We start from the raw sequence: 21,736 nt of genomic DNA on the forward strand, positions 1-21,736 counted from the left end.
CCCACAACTTTATCTTAGGCGTCCAGGATGAAGAGAGGATGAAAATGACCTTAAGGGGCAGTAAAAGTTGAATTTGTCGGCCCCATGCAAAATGCCCCTTACCTGCATAAAGGTAGCTTCGTGCAGATAGGGGCATTCCATGTTGTATCCATATGTATGCGGGTTAGCGTAAAAGCTCCCATTCATGCTGCAGCATGCCGTACACGGCATGATTGACGTATCCCTTAGGCAGTTTCTCTGCCTGACGAATAACGCCTTCCAGGACAAATCCAAGACGCTCAGGGATGGCTCGGCTGCGCTTGTTGTTCGTAGCTGAACGAATCTCGACCCGGTTCAGGTCCAGGGTGACCAGAGCATAATCGACCAGGACACGACAAGCGCTAGTCATTAATCCCTGTCCTTCAAAACCCTTGCCGAGCCAGTATCCGATGCTTACCGAACGGTTGGTCCAGTTAATCTCATGGAATCCAATAATGCCGGCGAGTTCGCCCTTCAGCCATACACCCGCAGTGAAGCCTCCATTATCGGCAGCCTGCTTCAGCGCATTGTTGATAAAGTTTGAGGTATGTTCAATTTCTGTTACATGGTCCACCCATGGCAGCCAGTGTCTCAATTGATCGCGGGAGCGGTCCGTAAGTTCGAACAGCGGCTTGGTATGCTCTATAGAGAGTGGACGGAGTTCGGTATATTCATCCAATGAATAGGTAAACATGAGTGCAACCTTCTTTCTTTATAAGTAGTGGTTTAACGGGAAGCAGGTGGCAGTTTGCGCTCTAATGCAAACAGATCTTCTTCCATCGAGGCCATGCGTTGATTCACGGTGGTGCGAGCATCACTGAGAGCCTGATTATATATGTAGGGAGCGAGCTTCGTCATAAACAGATCGAGCACCCCCCAAGCGGCCAGATCGCCAAGTTCTTCGCCGCGTTCCTCTTGGAAATACGACTGGATCGTGCGAATGGCTTCATCCTGCTGTTCTTTGGTCAGTTTCAGCGTGTTCAAGTGGGAATCCCTCCCTATATTTTGTTTTTACTATCATGCTACATGATTCGTGCGAACCCGTCAAAATGGTTTTTGGCCTATCTTGCATACAGGCAATCCGGACTTTGGTGCCGTTCTTTATTGAACTCGTCTCCCGTTAAAGGTATATTTAGATGAAACACTTTGTAATTTCTGAAAGCTCCAATCAATTCATGAAAGGTTTGATACCTGTGGACAATCGTACAACCCCTCCTAACTTTATCAAAAATATTATTACCGAAGATCTCCGGTCAGGAAAAGTCCAGGAAGTCATTACCCGTTTTCCTCCGGAACCGAACGGTTATCTGCATATTGGCCATGCGAAGGCCATCTGGATCAACTTCACGCTGGGCGCTGAATTCGGCGGCAAGACGAACCTGCGCTTTGACGACACGAATCCGGTGAAGGAAGATGTGGAATACGTACAATCCATTCAGGAGGATGTCAAATGGCTCGGCTTTGAGTGGAACGAGAAACGTTTTGCCTCGGACTATTTTGACGAGATGTACAACCGTGCTGTCCTGCTGATCCAAAAAGGAAAGGCCTACGTCGACGACCAAAGCGCCGATGAAATTCGGGAAATGCGCGGCACACTGACCGAACCCGGCAAGAACAGCCCGTATCGTAATCGTGCCGTTGAAGAGAACCTGGATCTGTTCGCACGGATGCGCGCAGGCGAGTTCCAAAATGGAGAAAAAGTGCTGCGTGCGAAGATCGATATGGCTTCGCCTAATATCAACTTGCGTGATCCGGTCATCTACCGTATCGCTCATGCACACCACCACAACACTGGGGACAAATGGTGTATCTATCCGATGTATGCCTTCGCTCATCCACTGGAGGATGCCATTGAAGGTGTGACACATTCCCTCTGTTCCCTGGAATTTGAGGATCAACGCCCATTCTATGACTGGGTAATCGCTGAATGTGAGATGGAGAGCCAGCCGCATCAGTATGAATTCGGTCGCCTGAACCTGTCCCAGATGGTAACGAGCAAACGGAAACTGAAATTGCTTGTGGACGAAGGACATGTGGATGGATGGGACGATCCGCGCATGCCAACGATTTCGGGTCTCCGTCGCCGGGGCTACACACCGGAAGCGATTCGTGATTTTGTATTCGAGACAGGCATTTCGAAAAGTCAGGGCGTTATTGACCTGCAAACGCTGGAACACTTTGTCCGTGAAGATCTGAAGTTGAAAGCTCCGCGCACCATGGCGGTTCTGCACCCGCTGAAAGTGGTCATCACCAACTACCCTGAAGGGGAAGTGGAGTGGCTGGAAGCAGAGAACAATGTGGAAAATCCGGAGATGGGCAGTCGTAAAATTCCATTCTCCCGTGAGATTTACATTGAGCAGGACGACTTCATGGAGAATCCACCGAACAAATACTTCCGACTGTTCCCTGGTAATGAGGTTCGACTGAAACATGCGTACTTCATCAAATGCAACGATGTCATTAAGGATGCGGAAGGCAATGTGACGGAGATTCACTGTACGTATGATCCTGAAACGAAAAGCGGCAGCGGCTTCACAGGTCGTAAAGTCAAAGGAACCATCCACTGGGTGGAAGCAAGCCAGGCTGTACCGGCTGAATTCCGTCTGTACGAGCCTTTGATCTCAGCAGAAGCACCGGAAGCCGAGGTAGAAGCGGAAGTAGCCGGAGCAGAGATTGTGGAAGAGCAACCGGAAAAAACATTCCTGGATCAATTGAATCCGAACTCCCTTGAGATCGTTCACGGGTATGTGGAGCAAGAGATGCAGGAGGCGAAAGCACAGGATAAATTCCAGTTCTTCCGCCACGGATATTTCAGTGTGGATCCGAAGCACTCGGAGCCAGGCCGCCCTGTGTTCAACCGGGTCGTATCGCTGAAAAGCTCGTTCCAACTGCCGAAGGCGTAAGTAAGACAGACGTACAACAATAGGTAAAGCATAGGGTTTAAGGTCAGGCTGCAAGTTAGAGCCATAAACGTAAAAGGCGTCTCCGGGGCAACAAGCCCATGGAGACGCCTTTTTCTCTACTACAATTCTTAATCATTTGTTTGAATGTTTGAACTTTTTATATACACCATAACGGAGAGGACAGAATAAAGCTGGAGAAGCGAAGCGTTCGCTACAAGCTTTCTGCAGGAAAGCTAATTCGAAAGCATACGCTATGCCCGGATTTTCTCACTATATTAACAATTCATAAAAATCCGGGAATAACAGCGATCGAAAGATTGTTCTGTCCACGCAGTGGCCTAGTGTAGCTCCAAAGGTTCAACCTCTGCGAAACAAAACATTACCCATCCTCATCCATGCTGCCCATCTCGGTTAATACAATAGGCTGGTAGCCATTTCTGCGATTGATCAGCCACATGACGCCAAAGCCTGCCGCACCAATGAGAGAGAAGAAGACGCCAATGTTATACATAACCTCGGCACCGAAGCTCTGGAATAACCAGCCGCCGAACAAGCCGGCAATGACACCGGATATGCCGCCCCAGGCCATCGTATACACAGCTTGGCCAGAGGAACGATATGGTCTCGGAATAAACAGCATGGTCAGCTGGGTACCCACATAGAAGTATCCTCCAAATGTAATGGAGTGCATCAACTGAATGAATACAATCTCCAGCGGGTTAACGGCCTCGGCCATCAGCTGCCAACGAACGGCGAACAGCAGGCTGACGAGTACAAGGCTTGCAAGCAGCATGCTCATTTTTCGTTTCAAAAAGCGATCCAGCAGCAGGAAGACACCTACTTCAAGAATGGATGACGTGAAGATGGCCCACCCGACCATCTGTTTGTTGCCGCCCATCTCTGTAATATAGAGAGACATAAATGTACTGTTCATCGCATTCGGAACCGACACCAGTACACCCAGTCCGATAAACGTCATGAAATACGGATTGAACATCACTCTGCCGAAACGGCGGAAGGTCACTATAGGAGTGTCCGAAGCAATCGGCTGCCTTGGCAGAAACATGGCAAACGCAAATGCAATGATAATCAAGCAGGCAAACACAATCGAAACACTACCGACACCCAATCGGTCGATAAGCGGTCCTGCTGCTGCCGCAGTCAGAGCCCAACCGAGGGAGCCCCACAGCCGGAATGTACCGAATTTCTGTGTGGTCCCATCGATATACCCGAGAATGAGACTGTTGGTTTGGGCAAACAGCGGACTTTGGAAGAAATAAAAGAAGATCATGGCTCCATAGATCCAGGCATAGGTCGGCGCATGAAAGACCGCTTGGGCCAGCACGAAGGTGCCCCCCATCATCATCATCAGGATGATGCGAATATTGCGGGACTTGTCGCTCCAGAAGCCCCAGAACGGATTGGCAAATAAAGAGACAAAGGGGCCGATCGCCATCAGACTGCCGATTTCCAGCTTGGTCATGCCGATCTCCTGCAGATACAACTGGAGGAAGCCAGCGAAGATGGAGATGGCTCCGTATATGAAAAAGTTATATAGCTTCAGCGAAACCAAAGAGGGATTGCCTCTTCCGGGTGCATATCTGTCCAAATAGAGCCATTCCTTTCAGAATCAATATTCTACAATGTATCATTTGTTGAAAGGGGATTCAATGTATAGAATAAGTTTATTATATGAGAGCCGGAAGGGATGATAACCGTGGATATGAAGGAATGGACTGGCATTATACTGGCAGGGGGCTTATCCAGCCGGATGGGTTCCAACAAGGCACTGCTGCCGCTGGATGGCTCCATTGTGCTGGAGCATGTGGCTGCGGCTCTGGCACCTGCAGTATCCCGTGTCATCGTTGCTGCCGGACCCAATGCGGATGCTTATCAAGCGCTCGGTTATACGTGTGTTGAGGATGGCTACCCTGGAAAGGGACCGTTGGCCGGCCTGCATGCCGCACTTGAAGCATCGGAGACCGAGTGGAATCTAGTCTGTGCCTGTGACATGCCTTTGGTCCAGCCCTCCTTATTTACCACATTGCAACGGTTAGCTGTATCGGACAAGACACATCCCGCGATGGTACCACGCCTGGAAAGACGGATCCATCCACTGGTAGGCATTTATCATATTGATGTGCTTCCCAGCCTCGAGCAGTGCCTGATCGAAGACCGCTTGCGGGTCACTTGCTGGCTGGAGGAGATTGGGTGTCGGTATGTGGAAGCAGAGGATCTGGAAAAGGCAGGAATCCGGGATGCAGCAGCACAGTTAATCAATATGAACACCATGCAGGAGTATCAGGATCTGGTGGACAAGCGTCCGCCGAGCAAGTGAGCAGTATGCATTACATCTAGACGAGAACCCGCCTTTGACCATACAAGACCTCGTGAGACATACTCATGGTCCTGTGTGGTTATTGGTTATGATTCCAACAGCTTTCTGGCTGCTTTGGCTAACAGCTGCATTCCACGCTCCATCTCTTCTTCCGAAGCATACGCATAGGAGAGTCTGAGGTGGTCCGCATCGAGGCGGTCGTACAGAAAGCCAGGGTGAATGAGCACCCCATCCTGGAGGCAGGCATGGAACAGCTGGCGGATCGAAAGGGGGCCGGCAGTGAACCTGAGCCAGATGTAAAAGCCTCCGGCTGGTTTGTTCCACTCTGCAATGCTGTTGAAGTAACGTTCCAGCAGATCCAGCATAAAGTCCCTCCGGCGGCGAAGCTCTGGCCGCAGACGCTCCATGTGCCGTGTGTGATATCCTTCTGCAAACCAGAGTGTGGCCGCTTCCTGCGCCAGTGAACTGGTGCCATAGTCCGTTTGCATCTTGATGTCTGCCAGGCGGCGAATAACCGGCTCAGGTCCTACCAGCCAGCCCAGACGCAGACCAGGGCTGACAGCCTTGGACAGTGTGCCCATATGAAGCACGCGGCCATCCGTGTCCCTCACTTTTAACGATAGCGGCGGGGGCATGTCCAGCCATAGGTCCGTGTAGGCAGCATCCTCCAGAATGGATAGGCCTCCGGCACGGGCTGCAGACATTAACTCGTTTCGGCGAGTATCACTCATGACGGAACCCGTCGGATTGTGAAAACTTGGTATGGTGTAGAGCAGCGGCGAAGAATGTCCCTGATGAGTGCCTCCCTCGATCATATCTTCCAGACGCGGTATGTGTAATCCACCTGCATCCATGGGAACGCCATGCATTTTTAATCCGGCGGATTGAAAGGCATGTATGGAATAGAGGTAGGAGGGCTTCTCCAGCAGGACAGCCGACCCGCGGGGAAGCAGGCCCACCGATATCAAATGCAGCGCCTGCAGCGAGCCCGAGACAATTAGAATGGCACTGGGGGACGCCTGAATGCCGCAAGTCAGCAAATAGTCAGACAAGGCCTCACGGAGCTCCAGGCTGCCTTGAGGCTGAAGGTAGTTTAACGTACGGGAGCGTTCCGAGAGGGAGCGCAGGATGTCATTGAAGGCATCCTCCGGCATTAGTTCAGGCGCAAGCTCTCCGGTACCGAGCCGAATGATGCCAGGCTGGAACTCGGCACGGTTAATGAGCTGTACTTCAGGAAGGTTGGGGTAATACCAGCCTTCCTCAATGGCTTCATTCCAGTTGGGTGGTGCCCCGTGGGCAAGTGCATGCCAGCCGGAACCGGAGACGTAGGTTCCTCCGCCGCGTCTGCCTTCAATCATGCCGGCAGCGATCAGGTTATCCAGCGCAGCGACCAGTGTACTGCGGTTGACGCCCATGGACTGAGCCAGTACACGCTGGGAAGGCAGACGGTAGCCCGCGGTCCACTCTCCGGTCGTTATTTTTTCACGGATATATATTTCAATCTGACGGAATAGAGACAGGGGGATTGCAGGATCAGGTTTCCAGTCAATACCTTGTCTTGGATCGGAATGCTTCATGCTGCGCTTGCCTCCCGTGGGATAAGGTGATTCAGGAATTTATTTTTATACCGAATTTGTACACCAAAATGGTATACCGACAACTATATCATTTTGGTTGGTCTCCATGCCATCCTATTGGTTGGTCACACGGTAAGTCATCCCCTCTAATATAGAGACATATACAAGGGGGATGAACAATGAGTGTAATTATTCACGCTGTGGTACTTGCGTTTGGCCTGATCCTGCCACTTGGCGTGCAGAACGTGTTTATTTTTAACCAGGGGATGAGCCAGCGAAGTTTACTGCGTGCACTTCCGGCGGTAGTGACTGCTGGTATTAGCGATACATTATTAATTGGAGCTGCGGTCGGAGGGGTGTCCCTCATTTTGCTGCAGTGGCCGCTGCTCTCGGGTGTGTTGTATGCAGGCGGCAGTGCATTTCTGCTGTATATGGCATGGAGCATATGGAAGTCATCCGGAACCGTGAGTGGGTCAGCATCCGCATTGGGTGCAGGACGTCAGATTGCCTTCGCCGCTTCCGTATCCCTGCTTAATCCGCATGCGCTGCTGGATACGGTAGCTGTCATTGGCACCAGTTCACTTGAGTATGAAGGGATGGACCGGATTGCTTTTGCCATCACGGCAGCGGCAGTTTCGTGGATATGGTTCCTTGGACTCGCAAGTGCTGGAAGGTGGATGGGAAGAACAGATACCACTGGACGGATCAGTCTGGTCTTTAACCGGTTATCGGCAGTGGTGATGATCGTGATGGCGGTCATGATGTTGTGGAAACTAATTCGTATGTAATGTTCCGGAAATTTTTGCTCAGAAAAACCCCGCACGCTCTCGTGCGGGGTACATTGTGTTCCAAGCTGAGCTGCAGCCAGTCGTAACATCTGGTCATGCTGCTGTGTATCGTTATTCCGTCTTCAGAATCATGGATTGAATAAAGGACTTCAGTTCTTCACTCACACTGTTCAACTGGTCAATAACCTCGCTAAATTCCGTGACGAGCTCAGCCTGCTGCGTGCTGGACTGGGAGATGGATGCAATCTCCTGCTCCATCTGACGGATGGAATGCTGCACGTCCTGAAGGGAGCGTTCGATATTCACGGTAGCTTCCTTCGTTCCGGTGGACAGCTTGCGCACTTCGGAGGCCACTACACCGAATCCAGCGCCTGCTTCACCCGCTCGTGCCGCTTCAATAGCTGCGTTGAGGCCGAGTAAATTGGTTTGTTCAGAGACTTCCCGGATAAACGAGGCCACTTTATTGACTTCCGCTGCATTTTGAACAGCGACTTTGGTATTGTCCAGAATTTGTGAAGAGGAGGCAGTCAGCTCTTCGGATTGGGCCGCTACAGTTTGGACCATGTCCGTCAGCCTGCCGCTGATGCTGCTGATTAATTCGGTGAAATGTCCAAGCTGCTCTTCGTTTTTGAGGGAAAAACCAATGGCCAGGGTACCCACAATATTTCCCGCTTCATCGCGCAGAGGCGTAGCCGTAGAATTAAGGGCCGTTCCGTAATGCTGTGCTTCAATATGATTGGCAGAAGTTTCGCCGTTGATCAGGGCGCGGCGCAGTGTAGGATCCTCAAGTGAAACGGGGTCACCTGCCTTAATACCGAGGTCAAGATCTTCACTGGGTGTATAATACCAGAATTTCTCGGTGTCGGTTACAGCAATCATCAGATTATGTCCCTTAAGCATGATTTTGAAATATGGACTTGCTGCGACCATGGCTTCAACAATGTTCATCCAGTCAGCTCCTATGTGCGGTATATTTGTTTGGTTTTCATTGACTATACATCGTCAGGATCACGAAAATTATGAAGACCCAGAGGGCATTATATATAATCATCGTTTATTGTAACAATTTTAGTAGCAGAAAGGAAAAAGGAAGTCCTATTTTATAGTGATCCTCTTAGGATTTTATGAAAAAAAGCCGCAAAGGATATCTCCTTCGCGGCTTCATAACAAGCTAGTATTGGTAGCACAACGTGGGTTGAGCTCACTTAACATCCATAATTCCTTCATGTGTTCGTACCCATTATACGGTTTAAAAGAAGGCTTACCCGCCGATCTGGGACATGCGCCGTACGGTTGGGGTATGGCTTTGCATTTTTTGCTCGAGCGCCAGTGCCATCTCATGGTTCTTTGGCTTCGTGCCAAGTGCCTTGAGGAAGAGGGCAGCCATTGCTTCCGGATCATCAACATAGCGGCGAACATTGTACTCATCCGACCAGTACAGGCAGGCCTTGATATGTCCGTCTGCCGTCAGGCGCAGCCGGTTGCAATTATCACAGAAGTGATCGCTAACCGGGTGGATCAGGCCGAAGGTTCCCTGTGAACCAGCAATCTTCATGTTGCGGGAAGGACCATTCCCTGCCGGTCCGGATGTGCTCTCTACGGTCCAGCCTGCTTCCGCACACACATCGGTGACGGTTTCCAGCGGGAGATACGATTTGCGCCATGAATCTGAAGCATGTCCGATGGGCATGTATTCGATAAAACGCACATGCAGCGGTTGATCAATCGTCATCGCAATGAAATCCTTGATTTCATCATCATTGATGCCTTTCATCAGGACCACATTCAGCTTGATTGGCGCAAGACCGGCAGCCGTTGCAGCTTCAATCCCCTTGAGCACTTTATTGACGTCTCCTCCGCGGGTAATCATGGAGAATCGGTCCGCATGAAGGGAATCGAGACTGATGTTAATCCGGTTTAATCCAGCGTCTTTCAGTGCCTGGGCCTGTTTATCCAGCAGGAGCGCATTGGTTGTCAGCGCAATATCCTCAATCCCGTCGATGGCCGAGATCATGCCAACAAGTTTATGCAGATCCTTGCGTACAAGTGGTTCACCGCCAGTCAGGCGAACTTTGCGCATGCCCATCGGGGCGAGCACCTTGAGCACCTGGGTGATTTCCTCGTAGCTCATAATTTCATCATGCGGGGCGAACTCCATGCCTTCAGCTGGCATGCAGTACACACAACGCAAATTACAGCGGTCCGTAACGGAAATACGGATGTAGTCATGGATCCTGCCAAACGAATCCTGGAGCATTTCCATGCAGACCACCCTTTCATTGATTCAGATTGGAAAGCTTCTATAAAATGAACGATACGACAATGTCGAAATTCAAAAGAACAGTTGCATCAAATTTTAGCTATTTCTCCAATCCACGTCAACGATAACGTCAGGTGGCAGCAATTTTTTCGGGATGAGTCAGCTGGAATTGACCCACGATTTGCTGCAGAAATACGGTGATGGCTTCCACATTATGCGAAGACTGTTGAACATGCATCATGTCACTGAGCAGTGCCATCATCTCGGTCTCCACCTCTGCGGATGTGGAGCGGTTTTGTTGACTGATGGCAGCGATATTTTCCATAAGTCTAACGACTTGATCCACGACCTGTGTCCTTTGCAAATCTTCAGCTGACGCACTTTGCAGCAGTTGTGCAGCTGCTTGAACCAGCGTGCTGCCTTCAGCAAGTACCTGATCTCCTTCATGAATGGAGCGGGCCGCGGTATCGGCCGCGGTAGTGATATTGTTCAGAATCTGATGGATGTCTTCGGTAGAGGAACGGGACAGCTCAGCCAGCTTGCGAATCTCCCCGGCAACGACAGCGAAACCGCGGCCATGTTCTCCGACACGTGCTGCTTCAATGGATGCATTCAGCGCAAGCAGGTTGGTTTGAGCGGATATCTCATCGATGGCTGCCAGTGCACGGTAAATGTCCTGCATGGTCTCCATAAAGGAAAGAATCGTACGGTTGGTATCCTTGACGGTCCCCGAGATCTGCGTCATTTTGCCGCCAATGCGTTCCACTTCCTGACGTGCGACATCAATCTGTTCTGTGGCCGAGGCCTCCAGCTGCTGCAGGGTAAGACGCATATGATCGGCAGCCAGCTTGGCTTGGTCGAGATCCTCCAGCTGTTCACGTATGCCATGGATCATGGACCCAATCTTATGATTTACACGTTCGGTCGTAACTTGGGTCGTTTCGGTGGACGTGCGCATCTGATACTGGTTGTTCATTACATCCACGGTGGCAACCTGAACCTTGAGCATGATGCCTTCGAGCGAGTCAATCATGTTATTAATCCATTTTGCGAGTTCACCAGATTCATCCTGTGCAAAAGCGGATGGTTCCAACCGCTGGGTCAGATCGCCCTGACCCTCCGCGTTGATCCGAATAAACCGGCTGATGCGCCGCAAGTCCTCGTGCACACGTTGATTGTGTCTCCGTTGCAGCTGATCTGCTGTGACCAAACCCAGAATGATATTAAATGCCGCGAGAGCTGCTGCACTCCATGCACTACCTGATAAGGCAAATACGAGGGCAGCTCCCCCAATGCCTGATAAACCGATAAACAGGCTGTGAAGCTTGAACTGACGCCAGCCGATACTGCGTACCCGATATACTTCCTCCAGATCACCTTCGCACATCATGCCCCATCGATCGGGACAGTGGGGAAGCTGGAAGGTGATGCCTTTGCCGATAACAGAAATGTGACGGTAATCGGAATAGCCTGGATAGGCCGCAAACAGATTCGACCCGTTACGAATGGTATTCGCAACCCCAGGATGCAGCTCTCCAGTGGAAGGGTCGGTGAACATCAACTCCAGCTCGGTATGCTCTTTGACGGAAACAATCCCCCAATGGGTTGTGACACCATCCTTGAGATTTTCGCCATGTGTAAATGTATGATCCTCAAATCGGCTGCGAGACAGAGCTGTTCCTGGCTGCAGATGCGGGCGCAGTTTCGACTCGGCCATGAAGAGATAATTATCTCCCGAATCGGGATAGACGTGTCCGGACTCCCGTTGGATCAAGTCCCCGAGCACATCATTGGGGATTCGGCAGCACAGTGAACCGATGTAGCGTCCTTCCTGCAGCACGGGTTCAATGAACATGAGCGTGACATCATCGTGAAAAGAGGAGGAGCGGGGCCCGATCTCCATGGTCACTGGATCTGAATAGGGTCCATAGAGACATCTTTTCCCGGTCGCATCTGCTCTGGCATATTTCAAGCCTGGTCCAATGGTAGCTTCGTTATCTTCATAGATCTGTCCAATATGTTTTTTATATGTAGAAAATACAACCTGATTCTGTTCGTCCAACATAAAAATCTCCGTGCTATCTGCTGCCCGGATGTACGCAGCTTTGAAGCATGCATCCCATTTGCTGCTATTTGGTACGATGTGTGCTGTGTCCAGAAGTCCTGCTGACAGGATCTGGTACACGAATTGATCCATATGACGCCACTGTTCATCTGCCCAATCCAGTAGAAGCTGCCGCCTGGTTTCGGCAATTCCCTCAAAAATCTGCTCCACATCATTCTTGATATGTGCGTTCAACCGATACGACCGCCATAACGGCCACCCTTTTCTCCAGCCAAGCCAATCAAACATACAGACCACCCCGATCTTTGAAGTTGAAAGCTTAATTGCACAGCCCTTTCCTGATAAAACGATATGGATTCTGTCATTTCCAAAAGAAGTAGTATTCCTATCTTTTCCATATAAAACGTTATACAAGAAAAACGACAAGAATACGAGGGTATATGTCATATTTTCCGAATATTTATTCAATAAATACAAAGAAACATGCGCTTTTTAAGGAGGACAGGCATGCGAAGGACCTATATTATAGGTCTTAATGTACTGGAATCCGTACCCAGTTCAATACACATGCTCGAATAAGCCATCCATAAAGAACATTGAAATACAGGCTATCTATGCATATCGAATAACGTGATGTCAGATAAACCATCCATGGGCTGACATTGTTCTGAATGAGAATTTGTCTCATTTTACACTGTGTAACATGAACAGGCCCATACTCAAAACAGTCTGTATAATGTAATCTCCGCCCAATGATTTATAGTATTACCTAACCAGAAAAACCTGTTACGTTCGTGAACGCAAACCTTCCATTCGGCCTTGGTGTGAAATGAAACCTAACTTCCCCGCGAAAAGGAGAATGCCCATGTCATCCATGAACGTCCCCGAAGCTCGCCACATTGAAATTGATCATGTATCCGTCGTTTTTGGTACTGGAACCAAACAGGTCACCGCACTGTCTGATGTGACGTTCCATATCCAGTCCAATGAATTCGTCTCCTTGCTTGGTCCCTCAGGCTGTGGCAAGTCGACATTGCTCAGGCTTATAGCCGATCTGCTGCAGCCGACTTCAGGCAGCGTCAGGATTGCAGGCTCAGAACCTGAAAAGGCGCGCCTGCAGCGACAATTCGGTATCGTATTCCAGACACCAGCCCTGTTTGATTGGCGCACGGTACGTCACAATGTAGAGCTGCCGCTGGAGATCCTGGGCACAAGCAAAAAAGAATGCCGCCGCATCAGTAGTGAGCTGCTTGAGATGGTCGGGCTCACCCGATTTGCTGACCACTATCCTTGGCAGCTCAGTGGAGGCATGCAGCAGCGGGTATCCATTGCCCGCGCGCTCTCGCTGGATCCGCCGCTGCTGCTGATGGATGAGCCGTTCTCCGCGCTGGATGAATTCACGAAAGAGAAGCTTCAGCTGGAACTGCTTGAGATCAAGCGGTCCACGGGCAAAACCTTCCTCTTTGTCACGCACAGTATCCCCGAAGCCGTATTTCTGTCAGATCGCATTGTTGTCCTCTCGGCACATCCCGGGCAAGTACATTCCATTCACTCTGTGGCGCTGCCTTCGAATCGAACCAATGAACTGAGAGAGACCGAAGACTTCTACCATATGCTGACCACCATTCGCAATTGTTTTCATGAGGAGCGTGATCCGGGCCATGTCCCTGCGCTCACTTAAGCTGGATTACCGATCCTGGATCGTGATATGGATTCTATCCCTATTGCTGCTGTGGGAGGGTATAGCTTGGATTCTCCACATGTGGATGTCACCGCAGCAGGCTGCATCCCGTCTGCCTTATCTTCATGACGTTCTTGCCGCACTGGTTCGCTACTCGGGCACTCTCGCTGAGCAGGGGGCAGTGACGTTCGGCAATGCAGCGATTGGATTCGCAGGAGGAGCAATGCTGGGGTTGATGCTGGCACTTCTCATGAGTGCGGCCGTCTGGCTGGAACGGACACTATCTCCCTATGTTATCTCCTCGCAGATGATCCCAATTATCGGTCTCGCACCGATTGTGTACGGCATTATTCATCATGCCGAGTGGGCCAGGATTGTCATGGCGGCTTATGTTACATTCTTCCCCATTGTCATTCACACGTTAAAAGGGTTAAAGAGCGCCGCACCGGAGCATCTGGAGCTGATGCGTTCCTGCGGAGCCTCGCTGCCGGCCAGATATATCAAATGCCTGCTGCCTTCAGCCCTACCAGGACTGTTCTCCGGCATGAAAATCGCTGCCCCGCTAGCCGTCACTTCTTCCATCGTCGTCGAACTGATGGGTGCACCCGATGGACTTGGTGTCCTGATGGTCAGTTCCTTGTATTATGGCAGCGCTCAAGTCGGTATGTTCTGGGCTACGATCATGCTTAGCATCGGCATTGGCCTAATCTCGTATCTGGTCATCAGCCTGGCCGAACGCTGGTTAACGCCTTGGCAGCCCGAATTCAGAGCGAAGGGAGGGAACGCGGTATGAGCGAAGGGGTAATGGTGAACCGCAGCCGGGATGAGAACGGAACAGCTGCTGTGTCCGGCTCTGCGTCTTTGCCCGGTTCAGCTATGGCTGCTTCTGTCCCTAGCTCGGAGATTCAGGGGCAGCAGGGACAAGCAGAACAGGAACGGCCAGTCAGTACTGCGCGGAAAAAGTGGACCCTTTTGCATCTGCTCCCTTGGCTGGCCGGCCTATGTTTTCTCGCCTTGTGGCAGTTCCGGTTGTTTCATCAATTATTTTCACTCGAAAGCTATCAGCTTCCTGTACCTTCAGCCATTGCAGCTTCCATCCGGGATAATGCGGAAATGCTCTTTCGATATGCCCTATACAGTGGTACGGAAATGCTGGGAGGTTTCCTGCTAGGTTCCCTGCTGGGGGCGGTTGCAGCCGCTGGTGCTTCGTTCTTCCCGATCAGCGGCAAGGCAGGGATCGCAGTGATGTCGGCTCTTAACGCAGTACCGATTGTTGCGCTGGCACCGATCATGAATAACTGGTTTGGCGACGGCATCTGGTCAAGGATTGCCGTAGTGGCCGTCATTACGATGGCAGCCATGGCAGTCAGTTTGTTCAAGGGACTCACCTCCATACAGCCGCAGTATGGTGAGCTCCTGGATGGGCTCGCTGCAAGCCGCATGCAGGTTTTCTTGAAGTTGCGCTTGCCACACGCCATGCCGTCCCTCTTTGCTGGACTGAAGATCAACATGTCCACCAGTATTATCGGTGCCATTGTGGGCGAATTTTTTATCGCTTCCCAAGGTCTTGGATATCTGCTGTCGGATCAGATTCGCCTCGCCAACATGCCGCTAGCCTGGTCTTGTATCGTCATCGCAGCCGCTCTCGGCATCGTGCTCTATGAAGCAGTTGTACTGGCGGAAAAGCGGCTCATTCCATGGAACCGCGTGCGCACTAACGCATAACCCTCACCATCGTGCGGGAATACCACAGATCCGCTGCAGTACCTGATTGAATTCTTATATAAACAGGGGGTTGTTTGTATATGTACAAAACGTTGAAATCGGGTTTGATGGTCGTTGTGCTGATGCTCGCGGTTGCCTTGCTGGCAGCATGTTCCGCGAAGACGGAGCCGTCTGCCGAACCTGCTGCTGCAAGTTCAGGAGGAGACGCAGAGCAGTCCTTAACCAAAGTGAAAATTCAGCTTAAATGGGTTCCGCAGGCCCAGTTTGCGGGAATTTATGCCGCGAAGGAACAAGGTTTTTTTGAAGATGAAGGTATCGATGCAGAGATTATCCCAGGTGGCCCGGATATCGTCATTGAACAGCAGGTGGTGAACGGCGCAGCCGATGTCGGCATCACGGGGGTAGACAGTTTGCTGGTGAGCCGCGACAACGGTCTGCCGCTGGTCTCCCTTGCCCAGATTTCACAGAAGAGCAGCTATCGCTTAATCGCCAAGAAGTCAGCAGGAATTACTGATCCGGCCCAAATGAAAGGCAAAAAGGTAAGCACATGGTTCGGCAGCCAGCAGTTCCAGGTCCTCGCTTTTATGGAGAAGAACGGACTTGATCCGAAGAAGGATATTGAGCTGGTGAAGCAGGGGTTTACGATGGATCAGTTTTTCAATGACCAGGTGGATGTCGCGACAGCCACCATATATAACGAATATCACGTCGTGCTGGAGAGCGGTGTACAGGAGTCCGATCTGGATGTGTTCAACATTGAGGAAGCTGGCGTAGGCATGCTGGAAGATACATTGATCGCGAAGAAGGACTGGGTCGACGGCAACCGCGATCTTGCCGTTAAAGTCACCCGTGCCATTCTGAAAGGCTGGAACTATGCCATCGACAACCAGGAGGAAGCCGTGGATATCGTCATGAGCAACGTGACCGATGGCAGTACGACCCGTGAACATCAGGTTACGATGCTGGCGGAGATTGCGAAGCTGATTCGTCCGGAAGGATTTACGGAGCAGCAGGTGGGCAGTTTTGTGGATGAATCGTTTGCCCGTACAGCAGATATTGCACTGAATTATGGATTGATCAAGAAGGCAGCCAACCTGGATGAAGCGCTGGAGAAGAGCATTTACGAAGAAGCGGTGAAATAAGGGAGTCGAAGGAGGATGACGAATGAGCTCCGTGGATCAGCAACCTCAGCCGCTTGGCGGTACCAAGGAAGAATGGCTGGAGAAGGACCGTAAATATGTGTGGCATCACATCTCGCCTCATAATGATCATCCAATGATTGCGGTCAGCGGGGAAGGCAGCTGGATTACGGATCAGGATGGAACGCGGTATCTGGATGCCATGTCCGGGTTATGGTGCGTGAATGTGGGGCATGGACGGGAAGAGATTGCGAAGAGCGCATATGAGCAGATGAAATCACTCGCTTATGTGCCGATGACCCAGAGCCACGAGCCGGCGATTTTACTGGCAGAGAAGCTGAATGAATGGCTGGAGGGAGACTATCGAATCTTTTTCTCCAATTCGGGATCGGATGCCAATGAGGTGGCGTTCAAGATAGCCCGTCAGTTTCATCACCAGAATGGTGAGCCAACCAGACACAAGTTCATCTCCCGTCACCGGGCTTATCATGGCAACTCCATGGGCGCACTCGGTGCCACCGGGCAAGCTGCCCGCAAGATCAAGTATGAGCCGCTGGGCGTGGGCTTCTCCCATGTCCCACCCCCGTATTGCTACCGCTGTCCCTTTGGACGGAACAAGGAGGGGTGCGGACTTGAATGTGCAACCATCTATGAAGAGGTCATCCGCTGGGAAGGCCCCGAGACCGTGGCCGCGGTGATCATGGAACCGGTGATTACGGGGGGCGGCATGATTGTCCCGCCTCCGGACTACATGCGTACAGTGAAGGAGATCTGTGAGCGTTATGGTGTACTGCTGATCGTGGATGAAGTGATCTGCGGGTTCGGTCGTTCGGGACAGAAGTTCGGACACCAGAATTACGGGGTGCAGCCGGATATAGTCACCATGGCCAAGGGGATGACCAGCGCGTACTCTCCATTATCGGCTACAGCCGTGCGAGCGGATCTGTATGATACGTTCCGGGAACCCGGACCGGATGCTCACTTTCGCCATGTGAACACCTTCGGCGGCAATCCGGTCTCCTGCCGGGTAGCACTGGCCAACATCGAAATCCTGGAGCGTGAAAATCTGGTGGAGCGTGCGGATGAACTGGGGCGAGTCCTTCGTGAGAAGCTGGAGCCGCTGCAGGAGCTGCCTGGGGTCGGAGATGTTCGAATGTTTGGCTTCGCCTGCGGCATCGAGCTTATCGAAGCGGACGGCTCCCCGGCTGATGCAGGGAAGGTGGCGCACGTGCTGGCCAGTTGTAAGAAGGACGGCATTCTTATCGGTAAAAACGGGGACACGGTACCCGGTTTCGCCAACATTTTGACGATATCACCACCCTTTGTCACCACGGAGGATGAGCTGGAGCTGATTGCGGAAAGTTTGCTTAAGGCACTGCGGAGTGTGGAGGCAGGAAAGTGGATGGATAGATAATTCCAGGAATGACTCTCGTATGACTCGTTTGAAAAATAAATCATGTGGAGGCGAGGGAAGATGCAGACCACAACCGGAATAGGCATTAACCATCTTCGGTTGGAAGAACGAATTGAACAATTGTCCCGTATTGGACGAATCGGAGAGACGGGCGTTTGCCGGCTTGCCCTCACCCCTGAAGATATGGAAGGCATTATCCAGGTGCGTCTCTGGATGGAAGAAGCCGGATTGTTGACCCGTCTGGATCCATTCGGGAATCTGATTGGCCGCCTGGAAGGTGCTGATCCTGCGCAGCCCATTTTGATGATCGGCTCGCATATTGATTCACAGCCTTATGGCGGTCGATATGATGGTGCGATTGGTGTCCTGGGTGCACTGGAAGCTGTGCAGTGCCTGATGGAGAGTGGCCTTCAGCCTCCGATGCCGATTGAGGTCGTAGCCTTTTGCGATGAAGAGGGTTCCCGATTCAACAAAGGCTTGTTCGGCTCCCGGGGAATAACCGGGCAGTTGGAAGAGGGAGAACTGGAGCGTCAGGACAGGAACGGGGTGACTCGCCGGGAGGCGCTGGAAGCCTTTGGATGCTCGGTAGAGAAATTCACTGAAGGAGTCTATGCACCTGGCTCCATCGGCAGCTATCTGGAGCTGCACATCGAACAGGGCCCTGTGCTGGAATCGCTGGATGCCCCGGTGGGACTGGTCACGGGCATCTCCGGTCCGTTATGGCTCACGGTTACGATCAAGGGCATGGCAGGGCATGCCGGTTCGGTACCGATGGCCATGCGTCATGATGCGCTCGTAGGCAGTGCCAGAGTCATTGCAGCGTTTGACGACATGGTTAGAGCAGATCCGGTTGCCCCCACGGTTGGTACGGTGGGCAGCCTGAGGGTGTTCCCCGACTCGCGCAACATCATCCCTGAGGAAGTCAGCTTCACCTTGGACTTGCGCGATATGGAGATGGAACGCCGCAACCAGCTTGAAGCCCGGCTGATGAATGTGCTTGCTGAAGTATGCAGTCAGCATGGGCTTACCTATTCCGTGGCTGAAGATACCAATAGTGAACCGCGCTACTGTGCGGAACGAATCAAGGCAGCCATTCGCTCGTCTGCAGAGGAGATAGGCTTGTCCTTGCCGGAGCTCATGAGTGGTCCGTTCCATGATGCACTGGCGCTATCTTATGTGTGCGACTATGGCATGATTTTTGTCCGCAGCAAGGATGGGATCAGCCATCATCCGAGTGAGTATTCCTCCCCGGAGGACATTGCGCTGGGAACGGAGGTATTATACCGCACGATTCGGAAGATATGTAGTCTGCTGCCTGCTGACATTGAATCGGAGGGCTGATTCACCTTTTCTGATATGAAAAAGGAACCGATAAACGATCGGATTTATCTCTAATACATCCTAATCTGGGTAGAAGGAGGCGTTACTGGCGTATGGGGAAAATCAATATAGGCCTGATTCAGGCTTCGCATGAAGTGGAAGGATCGGCACCGGTTGAAGAGCACAAGGAGGCTGCCATCCAGAAGCATATCACCCTGGTCCGTGAGGCTGCAGCACGAGGAGCACAGATTATCGGACTGCAGGAGGTCTTCTATGGACCCTACTTTTGCACCGAACAAAATCCCAAATGGTACGCATCTGCCGAACCGGTGCCGGAGGGACCGACAACCAGGCGTTTTCAGGCGCTTGCGAAGGAACTGGGCGTGGTGATCATTTTGCCTGTGTACGAGGTGGAAGGCATTGCTTCGTATTACAATACGGCTGCCGTGATTGATGCCGATGGCTCCTATCTGGGCAAATACCGCAAGCATCATATCCCGCATGTGGAAGCAGGCGAGGGCACGAACGGCTTCTGGGAAAAATATTATTTCAGGCCCGGGAATCTGGGATACCCGGTATTTGATACAGCTTACGCCAGAGTAGGCGTGTACATCTGCTATGATCGACACTTTCCGGAAGGAGCCCGTCTGCTCGGACTCGCTGGAGCGGAGATTGTATTCAATCCGTCAGCCACGGTGGCTGGTACATCGGAATATCTGTGGAAATTGGAACAGCCTGCCCACGCCGTTGCCAACGGCTATTACGTGGCTGCCATTAACCGGGTAGGCGTGGAGGCGCCTTGGAATATGGGTGAATTTTATGGTCAGTCGTATCTGGTGGACCCGCGCGGACGAATGGTTGCCATGGGCAGCAGGGATCAGGATGAGATTGTCATCGGTGAGATGGATACCGAAATCATCCGTGAAGTGCGCAATGTATGGCAATTCTACCGGGATCGGCGCCCTGAGACGTATGAGCATCTGGTTAACCTGTAACTGGCATTTGAAAGGTTGTATTCAAAAAAGGACCCGGACCCTAATTCAATCCCTAGGAGGTGCATGTTCATGATAAACAGCACGGGAGCAGCGTTATCCGATTATGGATGGGAGAGCCATTTTGCCGAGATGAAACCCGCCATGACAGGCAAGGAAGCGATGGAGGAATCCAACCGCTGTCTGTACTGTTACGATGCACCTTGCATCAAGGCGTGCCCAACGGACATCAATATCCCTTCGTTTATCCGAAAAATCTCGACAGGTCATCTGAAAGGCTCGGCCCGAACCATTATGGATGCCAATCCGGTAGGAGCCAGCTGTGCAAGAGTCTGTCCAACCGAGGAATTGTGCGAAGGCGCCTGTGTACTGAACGAATCGTCCAAGCCCATTCGCATCGGTGATCTGCAGCGATATGCCACGGACTGGGCACGGCAGGCCAATGAACCTTTGTTTCAGGCAGCCCCCTCCAATGGCCGTTCCATCGCTGTTGTTGGCGCCGGACCTGCCGGTTTGTCCGCAGCCAGAGAGCTTGGCCGTGCAGGGTATGAGGTGACGATCTATGAAGCGAAACCCAAGGGTGGTGGATTAAATACGTACGGGATCGTCTCCTTTCGTTTACCGCAGGAAGTGTCCCTGTGGGAAGTAGAGCAGGTTGAAGCGCTGGGTGTACACATCCGGTACGGCGTACGTATAGGAGTGGATCTGTCTCCTGCACAACTGCTGGAACAGCATGAAGCTGTCATTCTGGCTTGTGGAATGGGTTCCGTTCCGATGCTTGGGATCGAAGGAGAGACCTTGGAAGGGGTGTACGATGCCATTGAACTGGTGGAATCCACGAAGCAGGGCGTACCGCCTGCGCTGAATGGTCTGAGAGTAGCCGTCATAGGTGCAGGCAACACGGCAGTGGATGCAGCCACCTGCTCGGTACGTCTGGGAGCAGAACGTGTACAGATGCTCTATCGGCGAGGAGAGGGTCAGATGACGGCCTATGCGTTTGAATATGCGTTTGCGAAACAGGAAGGGGTAGAGTTCAGGTGGTTTACGATGCCGAAGCGCATTATTGGCGATGAGAATGGGCGAGTCCGGGCTGTGGAGTGTGTGAAAATGGAGCTGGTCACGCCGCCAGGAGGCGGGCGTGCAATACCCGTACCCCAAGAAGGAACGGAGTTCATGATTGAATGTGACACCGTCGTCCGGGCGATCGGACAGAACCGGCTGCTGCCTCTCATTGAAGCCTTCGATCTGCGTCATCACTGGGGCGTTGTTGAGGTGGAGCAGCAGACCTACCGAACTTCTCATCCGCAGATCTATGCGGCAGGGGATGTGATTTTCGGCCAGGGGCAAGGCGAGGCCATGGTTGTCTCGGCTGCCCAGCAGGGGAAGCTGGCTGCAGCTGCCCTGATGAAGGCATTGCCTGGACAGGTGGAGGAAACGGCTTGAGGTGAGCTTGTGCTTCGTATGCTGTTCAGACCATGAAGCCATCGAGTGCAAAGCAAGACCATATATGCAAACA

General features: G+C 51.9%; 18 protein-coding genes. 11 read left to right on the plus strand and 7 right to left on the minus strand.

Going from position 1 to position 21,736, the window contains the following annotated elements; genetic code table 11:
• Window positions 1-163: 163 nt before the first annotated feature.
• Both ABIC22_RS11905 and ABIC22_RS11910 read right to left on the minus strand, forming a co-directional pair.
• Complete coding sequence (locus tag ABIC22_RS11905) at window positions 164-712, minus strand: GNAT family N-acetyltransferase (protein ID WP_110758574.1); 549 nt, start codon at window positions 710-712, stop codon at window positions 164-166.
• A 32-nt stretch (window positions 713-744) separates the two neighbouring features.
• Window positions 745-1,002 carry a DUF2164 family protein gene (locus ABIC22_RS11910; RefSeq protein ID WP_154894790.1) on the minus strand — a complete coding sequence of 86 codons (258 nt, stop codon included), beginning with the start codon at window positions 1,000-1,002 and terminating at the stop codon, window positions 745-747.
• 191 nt (window positions 1,003-1,193) lie between these two features.
• Between ABIC22_RS11910 and ABIC22_RS11915 the strand changes: the two genes are divergently transcribed.
• A complete protein-coding gene (locus ABIC22_RS11915; protein ID WP_354485945.1) occupies window positions 1,194-2,921 on the plus strand; it encodes a glutamine--tRNA ligase/YqeY domain fusion protein in 1,728 nt (575 codons plus the stop codon).
• 379 nt (window positions 2,922-3,300) lie between these two features.
• Here ABIC22_RS11915 and ABIC22_RS11920 read toward each other — a convergent pair whose 3' ends face one another.
• Window positions 3,301-4,530 (minus strand): MFS transporter, encoded by a 1,230-nt coding sequence (locus ABIC22_RS11920; RefSeq protein ID WP_354480996.1) that lies wholly within the window; start codon window positions 4,528-4,530, stop codon window positions 3,301-3,303.
• A gap of 99 nt (window positions 4,531-4,629) precedes the next feature.
• Here ABIC22_RS11920 and mobA point away from each other — a divergent pair, with 99 nt between their 5' ends.
• Entirely contained in the window at window positions 4,630-5,259 is a 630-nt protein-coding gene (gene mobA, locus ABIC22_RS11925) for a molybdenum cofactor guanylyltransferase (protein ID WP_354480998.1), read from the plus strand.
• A gap of 86 nt (window positions 5,260-5,345) precedes the next feature.
• On the opposite strand, the gene ABIC22_RS11930 is transcribed toward mobA, so the two are convergent.
• Window positions 5,346-6,836 (minus strand): aminotransferase-like domain-containing protein, encoded by a 1,491-nt coding sequence (locus ABIC22_RS11930; protein ID WP_354481000.1) that lies wholly within the window; start codon window positions 6,834-6,836, stop codon window positions 5,346-5,348.
• 179 nt (window positions 6,837-7,015) lie between these two features.
• On the opposite strand from ABIC22_RS11930, the gene ABIC22_RS11935 reads away from it, so the two are divergent.
• Window positions 7,016-7,624, plus strand: a complete 609-nt coding sequence (locus ABIC22_RS11935; protein ID WP_354481002.1) for a LysE/ArgO family amino acid transporter — start codon at window positions 7,016-7,018, stop codon at window positions 7,622-7,624.
• Between the two features lie 111 nt (window positions 7,625-7,735).
• On the opposite strand, the gene ABIC22_RS11940 is transcribed toward ABIC22_RS11935, so the two are convergent.
• The 3 genes from ABIC22_RS11940 to ABIC22_RS11950 all read right to left on the minus strand — a co-directional run bounded on the left by ABIC22_RS11940 (window position 7,736) and on the right by ABIC22_RS11950 (window position 12,237).
• Window positions 7,736-8,572: a methyl-accepting chemotaxis protein gene (locus tag ABIC22_RS11940; RefSeq protein ID WP_354481004.1), complete on the minus strand. Its 837-nt coding sequence runs from the start codon at window positions 8,570-8,572 to the stop codon at window positions 7,736-7,738.
• Window positions 8,573-8,885: 313 nt separating this feature from the next.
• Window positions 8,886-9,887 (minus strand): GTP 3',8-cyclase MoaA, encoded by a 1,002-nt coding sequence (moaA, locus tag ABIC22_RS11945; protein ID WP_354481006.1) that lies wholly within the window; start codon window positions 9,885-9,887, stop codon window positions 8,886-8,888.
• Between the two features lie 127 nt (window positions 9,888-10,014).
• The gene (locus ABIC22_RS11950; RefSeq protein ID WP_354481008.1) at window positions 10,015-12,237 is read right to left on the minus strand and encodes a methyl-accepting chemotaxis protein; all 2,223 of its coding nucleotides are present in this window, start codon (window positions 12,235-12,237) and stop codon (window positions 10,015-10,017) included.
• Between the two features lie 577 nt (window positions 12,238-12,814).
• Between ABIC22_RS11950 and ABIC22_RS11955 the strand changes: the two genes are divergently transcribed.
• The 8 genes from ABIC22_RS11955 (at window position 12,815) to ABIC22_RS11990 (ending at window position 21,663) form a co-directional block, all read left to right on the plus strand.
• Window positions 12,815-13,630 (plus strand): ABC transporter ATP-binding protein, encoded by an 816-nt coding sequence (locus tag ABIC22_RS11955; RefSeq protein ID WP_354481010.1) that lies wholly within the window; start codon window positions 12,815-12,817, stop codon window positions 13,628-13,630.
• The gene (locus ABIC22_RS11960; RefSeq protein ID WP_354481012.1) at window positions 13,611-14,423 is read left to right on the plus strand and encodes an ABC transporter permease; all 813 of its coding nucleotides are present in this window, start codon (window positions 13,611-13,613) and stop codon (window positions 14,421-14,423) included. Before ABIC22_RS11955 ends, ABIC22_RS11960 begins: the two co-directional genes overlap by 20 nt.
• On the plus strand, window positions 14,420-15,355 hold the full coding sequence (locus ABIC22_RS11965) for an ABC transporter permease (protein WP_354481014.1): 936 nt from the start codon (window positions 14,420-14,422) through the stop codon (window positions 15,353-15,355). The genes ABIC22_RS11960 and ABIC22_RS11965 overlap by 4 nt, the downstream gene beginning before the upstream one ends.
• A gap of 80 nt (window positions 15,356-15,435) precedes the next feature.
• Complete coding sequence (locus ABIC22_RS11970) at window positions 15,436-16,497, plus strand: ABC transporter substrate-binding protein (protein WP_354481016.1); 1,062 nt, start codon at window positions 15,436-15,438, stop codon at window positions 16,495-16,497.
• 22 nt (window positions 16,498-16,519) lie between these two features.
• Window positions 16,520-17,908 (plus strand): aspartate aminotransferase family protein, encoded by a 1,389-nt coding sequence (locus tag ABIC22_RS11975; RefSeq protein ID WP_354481018.1) that lies wholly within the window; start codon window positions 16,520-16,522, stop codon window positions 17,906-17,908.
• Window positions 17,909-17,968: 60 nt separating this feature from the next.
• Complete coding sequence (locus ABIC22_RS11980) at window positions 17,969-19,249, plus strand: M20 family metallo-hydrolase (RefSeq protein ID WP_354481020.1); 1,281 nt, start codon at window positions 17,969-17,971, stop codon at window positions 19,247-19,249.
• A gap of 92 nt (window positions 19,250-19,341) precedes the next feature.
• Window positions 19,342-20,223 (plus strand): nitrilase-related carbon-nitrogen hydrolase, encoded by an 882-nt coding sequence (locus ABIC22_RS11985; RefSeq protein ID WP_127537276.1) that lies wholly within the window; start codon window positions 19,342-19,344, stop codon window positions 20,221-20,223.
• 69 nt (window positions 20,224-20,292) lie between these two features.
• On the plus strand, window positions 20,293-21,663 hold the full coding sequence (locus ABIC22_RS11990) for an NAD(P)-dependent oxidoreductase (protein WP_354481022.1): 1,371 nt from the start codon (window positions 20,293-20,295) through the stop codon (window positions 21,661-21,663).
• Window positions 21,664-21,736: the final 73 nt, after the last annotated feature.

The organism is Paenibacillus sp. PvP094, from assembly GCF_040546835.1.
GTDB classification, from domain to species: Bacteria; Bacillota; Bacilli; order Paenibacillales; family Paenibacillaceae; genus Paenibacillus; species Paenibacillus illinoisensis.